The sequence below is a fragment of the Rheinheimera pleomorphica genome, from assembly GCF_011634895.1.
Lineage (GTDB): Bacteria > Pseudomonadota > Gammaproteobacteria > Enterobacterales > Alteromonadaceae > Alishewanella > Alishewanella pleomorphica.
The window spans coordinates 19,718-35,047 of record NZ_SIRR01000005.1; the positions used below are offsets into that span (position 1 = coordinate 19,718).

The window sequence follows — 15,330 nt, forward strand, 5'->3', positions numbered from 1 at the left end:
TATGCAGATTAGCATAGCAAAAACCCCCAATTAAAAAAATAAATGCCACAAATAATTTACTTTAAAGATTTATATCAACCAAAAATTTTACCGCAACATCCAGCGAGCGGGTGCGGCGCATTGGCGGTAAGCTGGTTAAAAAGACTTCGCCATAAGGTTTGGTGACTAAACGGTTATCGCAAATCACCATTACACCGCGATCGGTCACGTCACGAATTAGCCGGCCGACGCCTTGTTTTAGCGTAATCACCGCCTGCGGTAACTGTACTTCTGCAAAGGGATCCTGGCCGCGCATAACGCAATCTTCACTGCGCGCCTGTAATAACGGCTCATCCGGTGAGGCAAACGGCAGTTTATCGATAATCACGCAGCTTAGCGTATCACCGCGTACATCTACCCCTTCCCAGAAACTGCCGGTCCCCAAAAGCACCGCATTATCCAGTTTAACAAACTGCTCCAGCAGCAAACGTTTACCGGTGCTGCCTTGCACTAATACTGGCTGGCGTACTAAATCCGGCAGTTGTTGCGCCACCAGCTGCAACATACGGTGGCTGGTAAACAGGAAGAAACAGCGGCCGTTATTGGCTTCAATCAAGCGCACGGCAATCTGCAATAACTGCTTGGCCATGCCCTGTTCATGCGGCTCGCTTAAATAGCGTGGCACACATAAAAGCGCCTGCTCAGCATAATTAAACGGGCTTTCCAGCAGCAGGGTTGTGGCGCTGTTAAGCCCCATCTGCGCCGTGTAATGGCTAAAACCGTTATTTACCGACAAAGTCGCCGAGGTAAACACCCAGCTGCGTTCATGCTCAGCCACTATGGCGCTGAATTTATCGGCAATACTCAGTGGCGTTAAATGCAGATTGACATGCAGCCGGCTGGTTTCAAACCATAAGCTGACGCCCGTTTGCTGCATATCGGTCAGTTTTTGTAACCTGGCTTTAGCCAGCGCCAGCCGCTCAAAGGCATTATCGACAAGATCACTGCGGCCGAGGCTACTTTTCATCACCAGATACAGCATATCAATGGCTTCAACCACCCGGTTCAACGCCTGCTGCATGCCGGGCTTTTGATACTGCTCACGCCAGTTACCACGCGCAGGCTCGGGCGCAAACTGCAGCCGCCAGTCTTTAATCAGTTGTGCGACTTTATCGGCCGTTTTCACCAGCTGCGGATGGTCGCGCAGCTCGGTTTTACAGGCGACATCGATATCGCGGCATAGCTCCAGCAAAATACGGCTGGAAATATTCTCGCCAAAGTAATCACTGGCAATATCGGGTAGCTGATGCGCTTCATCGAAAATAATCACATCCATTTGCGGCAACAGCTCGCCAAAGCCGGTGTCTTTTAATGCCAGATCAGCAAAAAACAAATGATGGTTTACTACTACTAAATCCGCCGCCTGGGCTTTTTTACGCGCTTTAAGTAAATGGCAGTCTTCGTATACCGGGCAATCTTTACCCAGGCAGTTGTCGGTAGTGCTGGTAACGTACGGCAGCGCTTTAGAGTCTTCGCTGATATAGCTAAGCTCGCCAATATCACCGCTTTGGGTTTCGGCAGACCATTTTTTGATCAGGCTTAGATCCTGGATCAGTTGATCGTCCTGCATTGGTACATGGTTATAGTGCTGCTCAAGCCGGAACAAACATAAATAATTACTGCGGCCTTTTAGCAGCGCCAATTGCAACGGGCTGGCCAGCGCTTTAACCACTTTAGGCAAGTCACGAAAATACAGCTGCTCCTGCAAATTCTTGGTACCGGTAGATAACACCACTTTTTTACCGCTAAGCAGTGCCGGTACCAAATAAGCGTAGGTTTTACCGGTTCCGGTACCCGCTTCGACCACCAGGGCGCCTGGCGTTTCGATAACATCGGCCACTGCCTGCGCCATTTTTACTTGCGCCTCACGGGCGTTAAAGCCGGCAATATGGGCAGACAAAGCACCGCCGGGCGCAAAAGCACTGGCGACCTGCTTACGCATAACGACTCAGATTGTGACGAGGGGTGAACAGCACAAAGCAAACCAATCGAAAATTAAGGCGGCTATTATGCCTTAATAGCGGGCAAATTCAGACAAAAATATCCAGATGACCATCTTTATCAACGTGCTGATCTTCCTCTGGTGTCGTATAAGGGGCTTCAGGGTAATCCTGAGCCCGGCGCTCACCTTTGCGTGCTGGCCGGGCTAAAATCAGGTATTTCTGCTCATGCGGCTTAACCGGCGTTAAACGCGCATCCTTAAACACCGGCACCACCTGTTTTGGATCAGGCTCGACCGGCGTACCGGGTACACGCTGCACAAAGGGCATAAACGCATCCATTAGTCTCTCCTAACGCTATTTACCTGATATCGGCCAACAGAGTATTAACTTTATGTTAGGAGATACTAACAGTGGCTAAAGTTCCTGTAACCGGCTTCAGGCAAATGGCTGATCCACAGCCAGCGCGGGCTCGGTAAACCAGCGTGGGCCCTGCGCTGTCATATAAAAATGATCTTCGAGGCGCACACCAAACTCACCCGGCAGCACCAGCATCGGCTCGTTACTAAAGCACATACCGGCAGACAGCGGCAGTTCATTGCCTTCAACCAGATAAGGCCACTCGTGAATATCCAGACCAATACCATGGCCGGTACGGTGTGGTAAGCCGGGTAACTGATAGTCCGGCCCATAGCCCTGTTGCTGCAAATAGCCGCGGGCCGCCCGGTCCACCTGCTGACAGGGTACGCCGATAGCGGCAGCAGCAAAGGCCGCGGCCTGAGCGGCTTTTTCGTGCTGCCAGACGTCGCGCTGACGCGCACTTGGCGTACCAAACACATAGCTGCGGGTGATATCAGACAGGTAACCGTGCAGGCGGCAACCGGTATCAATTAACACCATATCGCCGTCATCCAGCGGCTTGGGCTTTGCCACACCATGCGGATAAGCGGTGTCGCCGCCAAACAATACGATGCAAAAATAACTGCCGTCAGTTGCGCCTACCTTGCGGTGCGCCGCATCTATAAAGCTTTCTACTTCGGCGGTGCTGATGCCGCTGTATAAGATACTGGCCACCGCTTTGTGCACAGCCAGGGTCATATCCATGGCCCGCTGCATAATAGCCAGTTCAGCCTCAGACTTACAGCGCCGGCATAGGGCACTGACGCTGGCAGCATTGCTTAACTGCAGTGCCGGGTTAGCCGCTTTTAAGCCATCAGCAATAAAAAAGGCGGCACTTTCATCCAGTGCCAGCGCGGTTTTGCCCTGCAACAGCGTTACACAGAGCTGATACGGGCTTTCATGCTCCTGCCAGCCATGCAGCTCACCCGGTAACAGCAAGAGTGGCGCTATCGTGCCGCGTTCAAACTCCGGAATAATATAGTGCAGGCTACCATCGGCCAGCAGCAGCGCCGCCACCAGCCGCTCACTGGCGTACCAGCGCAAGCCGGTAAAGTAGTACAAACTAGTGCCGGCCGTTAGCAGCATGGCGTCCAGTTGCTGCTGTTGCATCAACTGACAGGCTTTGGTTATACGCTGGCGAAACTCGTCAGCATTAATCGGCACCACACCGGCGGTCATATCGTCTAATTGTGCTAATGCCTCTGCGGCGCTTAGGCCACCTATTTGCCTGCTCATGCTGTATCTCCGCTTTGCGATGGAAAATTCTGATAACACAGCGGCCGTAAAAAACGCTGTACCGCCTGGCTACCGACGGCAGTATAGCGGCTGTCGGTACTGGCCGGAAAGGGGCCACCATGCTGCATGACGGCACAAACTTCAACCCCGGTCGGCATTTGGTTGTAAATCAGCCGGCCGCAGTGTAACGCCAGCTCATGCACTAAAGCCGACGCCGTAGCCAGTTCCGCCTCAGTGGCGTACACAGTGGCCGTTAACTGCCCTTGCAGTATGGTAGCCAGCATTTGCATTTGAGTGACATCAGTGCATTCAATCAACACCGTGGCCGGGCCGAAAATTTCCTGCTGTAACACGCTTTGTTGCATAAAGGTATTGGCTGAGCAGGCAAACAGCCGCGGCCTGGTATAACAACCGCTTTCTTCGCCCTGGCCTTGTGCCAGCAGGCTTACGCCAGCGGTTTGTTGCAATGCCAGACAGCCACTGCGGTAATGGCTGGCAATTTTTGCTGTTAACATAGCACCGGCCTGCGCCTGGCTGAACAGAGTTATCAGTTGCGCCTTAACGGCCTGCGCCGCTTTGGGTAAAAACACCAGTGCCGGCCGAGTGCAAAACTGGCCACAGCCGTTAAGCACCGATTGTGCTAACGCGGTGGCAAAGCTGTCACTGTGCTGTGCCAGATACTGCGGCAATACAAACAGCGGGTTTTGTGAGCCCATCTCGGCAAAAAACGGTATAGGCTCGGGCCGCTGCCAAATCAGCCGCTGAAAATGCATGCCCAGTTGCTCTGAGCCGGTAAAGGCGACCGCTTTGATTGCCGGATGGCGGATCAAGGCTTCAGAAAATGCATGCTGGCGGGCATGTACCAGGTTAAACACCCCGGCGGGCATGGCGGTTTTATCGGCCGCGGCGGCTATCGCTTGTGCTGCCAGCTCAGACGTGGCCGGATGGGCATTATGCGCTTTAACAATTACCGGGCAGCCGGCCGCCAATGCCGAAGCGGTGTCGCCGCCGGCAACTGAGAACGCCAGCGGAAAATTACTGGCAGCAAACACCACCACAGGGCCAAGCGGCATTTTCGTTAGCCGAAGTGCTGGCCTTGGCAGCGGCTGCCGCTCAGGTAAGGCCGGCAGATTACAATCGATAGCCGGTTGGCGCAGCTCGCTGGCAAACAAGCGTAACTGGTTGCAGGTGCGGCCCAGCTCAGTTTCGGCGCGGGCAGCTGTCAGCGCGGTTTCCAATACCATGCTGCCGACAATATCGGCTTTACGCTGCTCCAGCTCAGCAGCAATGGTATCGAGAAAATCTGCTCTGGCACTGGCGGTAACATAGCGATACAGCGCGAAAGCCGCGCTGGCCTGCTCAGTCAGGCTATGCAGTTCGGCCTGGCCCGCTTCCGCAAAGCACCAGGGCAAGGCAGCGTTTTGCGCCGGATTAAACGACGTATTTGTACTTTGCGGCTCACCACACCAGTGGCCGCCAATATAATGTTGACCTGTTATCATAATTACCTCACCAGAAAGCCTTCAGCGTAGGGATCTGCATCATCAATGCGGATCTGGTTATAACCAAACACATGAGCCCAGCCTTCAATGGACGGCACTATGGCCGGGCACCCCGCTACTTCAGTGACCGCTTCTACCCGGCCGGTAAACTGGCTGCCAATAAAGCTTTCATGCACATAGTGTTCGCCGGGTTTTAGCAAACCGCGGGCAAAACGTTGCGCCATTCTGGCGCTGGTGCCGGTGCCACAAGGCGAGCGATCTATAGCGCCGTCACCATAAAACACCGCATTGGCGCCATCGGAACCGGCAGTTTTAGGCTTACCGGTCCACAGCACGTGGCTAATGCCATTAATGCTGGGGTTAAGCGGGTGCTGACACTGATAGGCACGGTTTAATGCCTCACGCAGCAGCGGGCTAAAATGCAACACCTTGTCGGCGCTCCAGTGCTCTAAGCCGGGGAAGTTGGCCTGCGGCTCAACAATGGCGTAAAAGTTACCGCCGTAAGCGACATCTACGCTAAGCTCGCCGAGCTCAGGTACCGTAACGCAAGCATCGGCAATGGCCAGATAAGACGGCACATTAATCAGTTTTACCGCCAGCACTTTGTCGCCCTGCTGGCGATAACTGACCTGAATTTGCCCGGCCGGCACATCCAGCACCAACTCGCCCGGCGTTTTCGGCTGGATTAAACCCGCCTCTATCGCCGCTGTGACGGTGCCTATGGTGCCGTGGCCACACATCGGCAAACAGCCACTGGTTTCGATAAACAACACTGACGCATCGGCATTTTCTGAGCAGGGCGGATACAAAAAGGCGCCCGACATCATGGCGTGACCGCGGGGTTCAAACATCAGGCCTTTGCGGATCCAGTCAAAACGGCCGATAAAATCCAGCCGTTTTTCACTCATGGTAGCGCCTTGCAATTCAGGGTGGCCGCTGGTAACCAGCCGCACCGGATTACCGCAGGTATGGGCATCGATACAAAAAAAGGTGCCTTTTAACATCTACGCAGCTCCTGCTTATTCGGCCAGTAATGCCTGATAAGATGTTAAATCCGGCCGGCTGCGCAGCGCCTGCGCCACCACCTGTTCGACATAGTCGCGCTCGCTGCCCTGCAATGCCAGGCGTGGCAAACGCACATTTTCACTGCCCCGCCCCAGCAATTGCTCGGCCAGCTTGATGCATTGCACTAAGGTTGGAATGGTATCGAGCCGCAACAATGGCATAAACCAGCGGTATATTTCGCGGGCTTCTTTGATACGCCCAGCCCGCGCCAGTTTAAACAGCATTACCGATTCACGCGGAAACACATTGGTTAGCCCGGAGATCCAGCCGGTGGCACCCAGCAACACCGACTCCAGCGCAATATCATCCACACCGCAAAAAATCTGAAAGCGGTCGCCAAAGCGGCTTTGCAGCTCAGTAATGCGCCGGGTATCCGTGGTGGATTCTTTAATAGCAACGATATTTGGCTCTTCTGCCAATAGCGCCGTCATCTCTAGGTTAATATCAACGCCATAGCTGACCGGGTTGTTGTAAATCATGATCGGCAAGCGGGTGGCGCGGGCCACCGTCTGGTAATGCACCAGCACTTCACGGTCTGTGCCGCGGTACACCACCGCCGGCAGCAACATAATGCCATCAACGCCAATTTGCTCGGCAGCTTTAATATAATCAATAGCCTGAGCAGCGCTATGCTCAGTGCAGCCGGCAATAACCGGAATACGCCCAGCCACTGTTTTTACGGTTTGCTGTAAAAACTCGCGCTTTTCTGTCGCCGTTAAAGACGCATTCTCACCCACTGTACCCAACGCAATAATGCCGTCTATGCCATCGGCTATCAGTTGCTGCAGCATCGTAGCGTTGGCTGCATAGTTAATGCTGCCGTCAGCGTGGAACTGAGTGGAGATTGCCGGATAAACACCTTGCCAGTTTTGTTGCATCTTTTTTAACCTCTATCATTGATGTTGAATAAAGAATATTGTATACAATCTACATTATCAAGTGATTTTGGAGTTTTACGGTGCAACAACTTTGTATTATCGGTGCCGGTATAGTGGGTTTGAGTAATGCGTTGTTTTTGCAGCAAGCCTGTGTTGACGTGCTGTTGATCGATGCCAAAGGTATTGCGCAGGGCTGCTCTGCCGGTAATGCCGGCCACTTTGCTACCGAGCAGGTATTTGCGTTGGCCCAGCCGGCCCTGCTGGCCCAATTACCGGCGATGTTGTTAAATCCGCTTGGGCCACTGCATATCCGCGCCGGTTATTTACTGCAGGCGCTGCCCTGGTTTGCCCGCTTTGTCGCCAATATGCGTAAAAGCAAACGCGACGCCAACCACAAAGCGCTTAGCGCTTTAAACCATCACAGCCTGGCCAGCTGGCAAAAACTGCTGCATAGCTGCCAGCTAAGCCAGCAAATCCAATACCAGGGCGCGCTGCTGGTAAGCGAAAACCACAATTTAACGGCGTTAAAGCAGCAGTATCAGGCATACCGCGCCGCCGGCATCGACGTGCGCTGGTGCGACAAGCAGCAGCTACAACAACTGGAGCCAGCACTGGCCCCCGGGCTTGCCGGCGCGCTGGATTTTACTGAAGTCGCCCACAGCCAGGATCCGCTGGCCTTGTGTCAGCAGCTCTATCAGCAGTTTTGCCAGCTCGGTGGCCGCTATCTGCAGACAGAGGTACGCCAGATAATACCGGGGCCGAAGCAACAACAACTGATCTGCAGCGACAGAGAAATTAACTGCCAGCAGCTAATTATTGCCGCCGGCGCCCATTCGGCGCACTTTACCCGCCAGTTAGGCTGGCCGGTGCCATTAGAAGCCGAGCGCGGCTATCACCTGATGCTTAAGTCTGTTGCGTTAAGCCGGCCGGTTAGCTCACTGGAGCGCAAATGCATTATGACGCCGATGCAACACGGCTTACGTTTAGCCGGTACTGCTGAATTTGCCGGCCTCAACGGCAAAGCCGATTATCAGCGCGCCACTGTACTGCAGCAACATGCGAACCAGTTATTGTGCCAGCGCACCGCCGCTTTGAGTGACAACACAATGGACACTGTCTGGGCCGGTAACCGGCCATCGCTACCCGACTCTTTGCCGGTGCTGGGCCCCTGCCCGCGCCACAGCGGTATTTATTACAACTTTGGCCACCAGCATCTGGGCTTAACCCAGGCAGCATTTTCAGCCGAATTAATCAGCAGTTGTGTATTGAAACAGACGCCGGCGCTTGATCTGACACCGTTTCGGATCAATCGCTTCTGAATTTTTTTCTGTCGCTAAGCGGCGGAATTTTTGCAGCTGTAGGCAAAAACCTTTAACCAAAACTAAAATATACAATATACAGGAAGCAACAGAGATGAAATTTAACACAGGTAGCACCATCAGGCTGTCGGTACTGGCTTCTGCGATAGCCCTGACACTGTCGGCCAGCCCGGTACTGGCACAAGATAACACCACCGGCTTACTTAAAGGCACTATTAGTGCACAAAACGGCAACCAGCTGGCGGATGTGGTTATTACCCTGCGCCATCTGCAGCAAGGCTTTAGCCGTACCGTGCAAACCAACAGCAAAGGCGAGTATGTGCTGCGTGCGCTGCCGGTGGGCGAATACAGCGTTAGCGTAATGCACAATGGCAAACCGGTCATTGACGGAGAGCGCATCAATATCAGCCTGGGCCAGGCAGTAACCTACGCACCGGTGCTGAGCAGCAGCGACAATATTGAAAAAATTGCCGTTATGGGCTCACGCGTGCAGCGTATTGACGTTAGCGACTCTACCGCTGGCCTGACCTTTGATGATGCCACGCTGGAGCAAATGCCGGTGAATACCGGTTTTGAAAATATCGCCCTGCTAACACCGGGTGTAGCACGCAGCTCTGAATTTAAAGCCTCCAGCTTTGGCGGCGCCTCGGCGGCAGAAAACGGCTACTTTTTAAATGGTATGAATATCAGCGCCCTGCGTACCGGCATCGGCTCTATCGATTTACCCTGGGAAGCCATAGCGCAAACTCAGGTCAAAACCGGCGGCATTTCAGCAGAATATGACCGCTTTATTGGCGGTGTGGTCAATGCCGTATCAAAAACCGGTGGTAACGATACCCGCTTTGGCGCCGAGCTGCGCTTTGATCCGGCCGCGCTGCATTCAGCGCACGATACGGTGTATAACCCCAGCGGCAGCATCTCAATTAATAACAAAGACTTTGAAGCTGAATTTTATGAAGCCAATGTCTGGGCCAGTGGCGCCCTGATAGAAGATAAACTCTTTATCTATGCCCTGTTTAACCCAAGAAAATTTCAGTCGCAATATGCCAACAGTGCCGCCACTGTATTTACCGAATATGAAAAAGACGACAGCCGCTGGTTTGTTAATATGGACTGGTACATCAGTGATGACCATGTCGTCACCTTTACTGCTCTGGATAACAGCGCTAAGCTGCGTTACGACAACTATGGCTGGGATCAGCAGCAAGGCAAAGGCGAGGCAAGCGGTGTCACTAAAAGCACCTCTGGCGGTACTATGTACTCGGCGCGTTATCAGGGCTTTATAACCGACGATTTCTCTGTTTCGGCTACGCTGGGCCGGCTGGAAGACTCAACCGACACTGTTCCAACCAACCGCCTGCCCGGTATTTGGGATTACGTTAACCTGAACGGCCAGCGCTATGGTGACTGGACGACCAGCAACCTGATCAGCGAAACCTATCAGCGCGACCAGTTCCGCCTCGACTTTACTTACTTGCTGGATAATCACACCCTGCAATTTGGTTTAGACAGCGAAAAACTCAGTGTCGATTATCTGGAATATCAAAACGGCGTCGATGAAGCCCGTGGTTGGTGGGAATACCGCACCTATGTCGCCATACCGCGCATTGGTTTGGATGCCGGCACTTATGTGATGCGGCGCCAGCGCGACACCGGCGGTAAAACCGAAGTGAACTCGATGGCGTTTTACCTGCAGGACAGCTGGCAAATTAACGATAATCTGGTGTTAAACGCCGGCTTGCGTTACAGCAGCTTTGAAAACACCGCCACCACAGGTAAAAGCTATGTTGAGCTGGACGACCAGCTGGCCCCTCGCGTGCAGTTAATCTGGGACCCCAACGGCAACGGCGACAGTAAACTGTTTGCCACCTTTGGCCGCTATTTCCAGCCGGTTTCGGCCAATATGAATATCAAACAAGCCAGCGGCCAGCGCGATGTGTATAACTACTATTTGCCTGATCAGTTAAACAGCGATGGCAGCCTGGTGCTGGGTGCCGATGGCGCGCCAAGCCACGGTGCCCTGGTGGCGACCAACGTGGTGCAAAGTGGCGCGGTAGATGTGGAGCGTATCGCCGCCGACAACCTGGGGCCGATGTATTCTGACGAGTTTACTCTGGGTTATGAAAGCCAGTTCAGTGACCGCTTAAAAGGCGGCGTGCGTTTTGTCTACCGCAACCTGAAACAATCAATTGAAGACAGTGACTTAGGGCCGGTTGTCGCGCAGTGGCTTGAGCAGAACAATATTGCCAACAATGCCAACGAATACTACTTCTATACGCTGATTAATCCGGGTAAAAACGTCACCTTCCATTACGATTTTGATCTGGATGGCACTAAAGAAACCGTAGCGCTATCGGCAGATGACTTACGGCTGCCAAAACCGGAGCGTAAATATCTGGCCTGGGAATTTACCCTGGATGGCAAACCGACAGACGATTTGCAGCTGTGGTTTTCATACGTCTGGTCACATAACTGGGGCATGACAGAAGGTCTGGTACGCACCGATAACGGCCAGGCCGATCCGGGCTGGACCACCTCGTACGACTATGCCGATTTAATGGACCACGCCGCAGGTAACCTGCCGAATGATCACCGCCATGCCTTTAAACTCAGCGGGGTTTATGACATAAGCGACAACTGGGCACTGGGCTTTGTTGCCCGGGCCACCTCAGGCGCGCCACTAAACAAGTTTAGTATTCACCCCACCGGTGTCGACAGCTGCGCTGAGCCCAGCCTGTGGGCCGACTGGTGTGCCAGCCAGTGGTACGATGAAAGCTCGTTTTACGACTGGGACGGCACCCCGGCACCACGCGGCTCGGCCGGCCGGCTGGACTGGTTATATGAGTTTGACCTGAGCCTGACCTACCAGCGAGAGCTGGGTGATGGCGATTTATCGGTTAAAGCCACGGTGTTTAACCTGTTTAACTTTGACACGCCGCTAAGCGTGAACGAAGTGGCGCAAATTACCCAGACCGACAACAGCTTTGCCGCTAATCCGGACTGGAACACCGCCACCGGCCTGCAAACTAACCGCACCGTGTCCTTAGTGGTGCGTTACCAATTCTAGCCTGACGGCAAAACCACACCTATTAGGCGGGATAGCTGCGCCAGCAGCGCCCGCCTTGTGTTCAGTTAACCGATGAATGCGGACCTTGTCATTATGCAAGCAAACTCAACTGACTGCTTTGGCCACCCCAAAGGCCTGTTTTTACTGTTTGGCACCGAAATGTGGGAGCGTTTTTCCTATTACGCTATGCGCGCATTACTGGTGCTTTATCTGGTTGATCACGTTCAGGCGCAGGGCGGCGGCCTGGGCTGGGATCATGCCAGTGCGCTTAAACTGTACGGTAGCTTTACCATGCTGGTGTATGTTACGCCGCTTATTGGCGGCTGGCTGGCCGACAACTGGCTGGGGCAGCGCAGTGCCATTCTGGCCGGCGCCGTATTAATGGCGCTGGGCCAGTTTTGTCTGGCGTTGCCGCATAGCTGGTTTGCTTCACCACTGCCGGCATTCTACACTGGCCTGGCCCTGCTGGTGGCCGGTAACGGCTTGTTTAAGCCCAATATTTCTACCATGGTTGGCGAGCTGTACTCAGCGGCAGACCGTCGCCGTGACAGTGCCTTTACCGTGTTTTACCTCGGTATTAACGCCGGTATGTTTTTAGCCGGTATTGCCGTCGGCATTACCATTGACGCCTTTGGCTATCAGCAAAATGGTGAGCTGGTGCGCAACTATCAGGCGGGCTTTTTGCTGGCCGGTATCGGCATGTTATTGGCGCTGCTATTGCAACTAAGCCTGGCCAGACCGCTACTCGGTGCCATTGGTACTGAGCCGGCAGCACGCAAAGCCCGGCGTTTACAGCCAGAGCAAAATACACGCCTGAGCACAGAAGAAATTGACCGGCTTAAGGTATTACTGGTGATGGGGCTCTTTACCATCATCTTCTGGGCCGGTTTTGAGCAGGCCGGTGGCCTGATGAATATCTACGCCGACCGTTTTACCGAGCGCAGTGTCGGCAACTGGCAGATTAACCCGACTTACTTTCAGTCGCTTAACCCCTTGTTTATTTTAATTTTTGCCCCGCTGATGGCGGCCTTGTGGTTGAAACTGGGTAAAGCCGGGCCCAATTCGCCGGTAAAATTTGCGCTGGGGTTACTGCTTTTAGGGCTGGGCTTTTTATTTATGGTTGGTGCCAGTTGGCAAGCCAGCCCGCAACTTGGTGGCGATGGCAAAGCCAGCTTATGGTGGCTGGTGCTGGCCTATTTGTTTTTTACCCTGGGCGAGCTGTGCATATCACCTATTGGTTTAGCTCTGGTATGCAAGCTGGCACCGCTTCGGGTGGTATCGCTGTTAATGGGTGCCTGGTATCTGTTTCTGGCCGCCGCCAACAAACTGGCCGGCCTGATTGGCGCTTTGGTTGGCTCTGGTAGCGCCGATAATGACCAGCAGATGCTGAGCAATGCTCTGGCAATCTTCGGTGGCTTTAGCCTGACGGCGATACTGGCCGCGCTGTTGCTGTATCTGCTGGCCGATAAACTGGTGCACTGGATGCACCGCAAAGACTAAGCACATAGGGCGCAGCCTGCTGCTGCGCCCTCATCGTGTTAGTTATTGCTTAGCTGAAAAAACGCCGGTGGCGCTTTGCCAACCAGGTGCTGCACAAAATAGTCCCAGCGCCGGCGGGTAAAGTAGCTGTCTTCGCGCAAGTCATGGTCTTTATTCGCCAACAGCAGTAAGTCGACATCGCGGTTAGCAGCCTGGATCGCAGCCGCCAGTCTGAAGCTATTGGCCGGGTTAACGTTGTTATCCAGATCGCCGGTAGCCAGTAACAACTTGCCGTTTAGCTGATGCGCCAGCGTCATATTGTTGTTGCTGTCGTATTGCGTACCTTCATCTGGCATGCCCATCCACATTTCCGGCCACCAGGCTTTTGACATGCGGTGATCATGGTTACCGGCCGAAGACACCGCTACTTTGTAAACATCGCCATATTTTAATACTGCTCTGGCCGCATCATAACCGCCAGCAGAGTGACCGTAAGCGCCCACCCGGTTTAAATCCAGATATGGCCGTTTTGCTGCCAGCTGTTTCAGGCCGCTTAGGTAATCCGGCCCGCCGATATCGCCAAGGTTTTTATAGCTGTGCAAATGAAACGCCCGCGAGCGGTGCGCGGTGCCAAGCGGATCTAAATTCAGCACCACAATCCCCAGCTGAGCAATGGGTGTCTCAGTATTGGCAAAGGCGCGGGAGAAACGCTTGGCACTGACAATGGTATGCGGGCCGGCATACATATGTTGCACCACGGCGTAGCGTTTGGCCGGGTCAAAGTTAACCGGTTTATACAGCAGGCCGTATAGCGGCGTTTTACCATCCCGTGCCAGCACAGTAACAGGCTCGGGTGGTTGCCAGCCGGTAGCACGCAGCGCGCTGTCATCGGCCACGGCCAGAGTTTCCAGCACTTGGCCATCCATGCTCTGGCGCACGGTGCTGACGGTGGGCAAATCAACCCGGGAGTAGCTGTCGTAAAAATATTGCCAGTCTGGTGACACACTGACCTGATGATCGGCATATTCCGGCGTTAACAGCGTCAGCTCAGTGCCATCGAGCTTAATACGGTACAAGTAACGAAAGTACGGATCGCCACTCTCACGGCCGGACGCCGAGAAATACAGCTGCCGGTTTGCTTTATCAATACCATGCAGCTGGCGCACAACAAAGTCGCCGCGGGTCAGTTGCTGCGTTGTGCCATCGGCGTGCTGCAGATATAAATGGTTCCAGCCATCGCGCTCCGAGCTAAACACAAACTGTCCGCCATCCAGCCAGGCGATGTCATGTTTGGCATAATCGAGAAACTGCTCGCTGCGCTCCTGCCACTTGATGCTTGCCGCTCCTGTCGGGAGGATCTGCCACAGCGTCAGTGCCCGCATGCCACGATCGCGCGCCACCAGATAAAAAAAGCCGTCCGGGTGCCAGCTGACATCGCCCCAGTTTTGCGTAGTTTCCAGCGGCGGTAGCTGAGTCATGCTAACTTTGCCGTTTTGCGTATTGACTATCGCCAGTTGATAGTGCGAGCGCTGATCATCGCCCGGCAAGGCGCGCTTATAGGAATGCAGCACGGCGCTGTAGCCCTGCTGTGGCAGGTTTTGTAACATATGCAGCGTCGGCATAGTACGGCGGTCCAGCACAAAGGTCGCAGCAAAGCGGCTATCGTCTGACCAGACAAAGCGGCTGCTGCGTTTAGGTGGCTGTGCTACGCCATTTAACGCGTCCAGTTGATACCAGTCATTTAATTCGCCCCAGGCATAATCGGCACTGCCATCTGTGGTTAGTTGCTGTGTCTGCCCCGAGTTAACATCGGTCAGCTGCAGATTATGCGCCACACTATCAAGCTGCCAGCGCTGATCCGGAGACTTCACCGCTGTTGGCGCTACCACTATCTGACACTGATACGCCGAAGCCAGCTGACAATGCCAGCTTTGCTGCTGGTATTGCAACCTCGCCTGCCAGTGCTGTTCAGTGCGGTTAAGTGTTAGATTAAGTTTATCTACATCCAGCGCGTCATCTGCCGCCAGAGCGCGCGCAAGCTCAGCCATATTTAGCTGCTGCGGCGCCTGCTGCAAACTGTCGGCAAAGTAAAAGCGCCGGCCATCGGTTTCTTGCCGGCTAAACCAATAACCTTGCTGTTGCCAGTAAAACGGCAGTTCGGCATTGCGTACCAGTGGCCGCACCTTGGGGTAAAAAAACTGCGCCGCCTGCTGGTAGGCAGCCTGCATAGCGGGTGACTCAGCCGCAACCACCGGCATTACTATTAACGCGACTGTCAGCTGTACATATCTGGCTAACATACTCACTCCTAATATAAAAATGGCATTAGAGCATAGCAACACCCACATATGTATACAATATCCATTATGCAATTTACCTATTCTGGTTAGTTCAAAAAAGCAGCGA

Annotated in this window: 10 protein-coding genes; 3 read left to right on the top strand and 7 right to left on the bottom strand. The window is 53.9% G+C overall.

Annotated elements, in window-relative coordinates; translation table 11 throughout:
* Positions 1–61: 61 nt before the first annotated feature.
* From EYB30_RS05010 to dapA, 6 genes are all read right to left on the bottom strand, one after another.
* A complete protein-coding gene (locus EYB30_RS05010) occupies positions 62–1,981 on the bottom strand; it encodes a DNA repair helicase YoaA (protein ID WP_166837786.1) in 1,920 nt (639 codons plus the stop codon).
* A gap of 88 nt (positions 1,982–2,069) precedes the next feature.
* Positions 2,070–2,321 carry a hypothetical protein gene (locus tag EYB30_RS05015; RefSeq protein WP_166837788.1) on the bottom strand — a complete coding sequence of 84 codons (252 nt, stop codon included), beginning with the start codon at positions 2,319–2,321 and terminating at the stop codon, positions 2,070–2,072.
* 96 nt (positions 2,322–2,417) lie between these two features.
* Positions 2,418–3,614 carry a M24 family metallopeptidase gene (locus tag EYB30_RS05020; protein WP_166837790.1) on the bottom strand — a complete coding sequence of 399 codons (1,197 nt, stop codon included), beginning with the start codon at positions 3,612–3,614 and terminating at the stop codon, positions 2,418–2,420.
* The gene (locus EYB30_RS05025; protein WP_166837792.1) at positions 3,611–5,116 is read right to left on the bottom strand and encodes an aldehyde dehydrogenase (NADP(+)); all 1,506 of its coding nucleotides are present in this window, start codon (positions 5,114–5,116) and stop codon (positions 3,611–3,613) included. Before EYB30_RS05025 ends, EYB30_RS05020 begins: the two co-directional genes overlap by 4 nt.
* A gap of 2 nt (positions 5,117–5,118) precedes the next feature.
* Complete coding sequence (locus EYB30_RS05030; protein ID WP_166837794.1) at positions 5,119–6,120, bottom strand: 4-hydroxyproline epimerase; 1,002 nt, start codon at positions 6,118–6,120, stop codon at positions 5,119–5,121.
* 15 nt (positions 6,121–6,135) lie between these two features.
* A complete protein-coding gene (gene dapA / locus EYB30_RS05035) occupies positions 6,136–7,059 on the bottom strand; it encodes a 4-hydroxy-tetrahydrodipicolinate synthase (RefSeq protein WP_166837796.1) in 924 nt (307 codons plus the stop codon).
* Positions 7,060–7,139: 80 nt separating this feature from the next.
* On the opposite strand from dapA, the gene EYB30_RS05040 reads away from it, so the two are divergent.
* The 3 genes from EYB30_RS05040 (at position 7,140) to EYB30_RS05050 (ending at position 12,945) form a co-directional block, all read left to right on the top strand.
* Complete coding sequence (locus tag EYB30_RS05040; protein ID WP_166837798.1) at positions 7,140–8,378, top strand: NAD(P)/FAD-dependent oxidoreductase; 1,239 nt, start codon at positions 7,140–7,142, stop codon at positions 8,376–8,378.
* A 94-nt stretch (positions 8,379–8,472) separates the two neighbouring features.
* Positions 8,473–11,445 (top strand): TonB-dependent receptor, encoded by a 2,973-nt coding sequence (locus EYB30_RS05045; RefSeq protein WP_166837800.1) that lies wholly within the window; start codon positions 8,473–8,475, stop codon positions 11,443–11,445.
* A gap of 93 nt (positions 11,446–11,538) precedes the next feature.
* Complete coding sequence (locus EYB30_RS05050; RefSeq protein ID WP_166837802.1) at positions 11,539–12,945, top strand: peptide MFS transporter; 1,407 nt, start codon at positions 11,539–11,541, stop codon at positions 12,943–12,945.
* Positions 12,946–12,983: 38 nt separating this feature from the next.
* Here the strand turns inward: EYB30_RS05050 and EYB30_RS05055 are convergent, their stop codons facing one another.
* On the bottom strand, positions 12,984–15,224 hold the full coding sequence (locus tag EYB30_RS05055) for a S9 family peptidase (RefSeq protein WP_166837804.1): 2,241 nt from the start codon (positions 15,222–15,224) through the stop codon (positions 12,984–12,986).
* Positions 15,225–15,330: the final 106 nt, after the last annotated feature.

Excerpts from the sequence above, each read along its gene's own strand:
- EYB30_RS05010 (WP_166837786.1), bottom strand. The coding sequence starts at position 1,981 with ATGCGTAAGCAGGTCGCCAGTGCTTTTGCGCCCGGCGGTGCTTTGTCT.
- EYB30_RS05015 (WP_166837788.1), bottom strand. The coding sequence starts at position 2,321 with ATGGATGCGTTTATGCCCTTTGTGCAGCGTGTACCCGGTACGCCGGTC.
- EYB30_RS05020 (WP_166837790.1), bottom strand. The coding sequence starts at position 3,614 with ATGAGCAGGCAAATAGGTGGCCTAAGCGCCGCAGAGGCATTAGCACAA.
- EYB30_RS05025 (WP_166837792.1), bottom strand. The coding sequence starts at position 5,116 with ATGATAACAGGTCAACATTATATTGGCGGCCACTGGTGTGGTGAGCCG.
- EYB30_RS05030 (WP_166837794.1), bottom strand. The coding sequence starts at position 6,120 with ATGTTAAAAGGCACCTTTTTTTGTATCGATGCCCATACCTGCGGTAAT.
- dapA (WP_166837796.1), bottom strand. The coding sequence starts at position 7,059 with ATGCAACAAAACTGGCAAGGTGTTTATCCGGCAATCTCCACTCAGTTC.
- EYB30_RS05045 (WP_166837800.1), top strand. The coding sequence starts at position 8,473 with ATGAAATTTAACACAGGTAGCACCATCAGGCTGTCGGTACTGGCTTCT.
- EYB30_RS05050 (WP_166837802.1), top strand. The coding sequence starts at position 11,539 with ATGCAAGCAAACTCAACTGACTGCTTTGGCCACCCCAAAGGCCTGTTT.
- EYB30_RS05055 (WP_166837804.1), bottom strand. The coding sequence starts at position 15,224 with ATGTTAGCCAGATATGTACAGCTGACAGTCGCGTTAATAGTAATGCCG.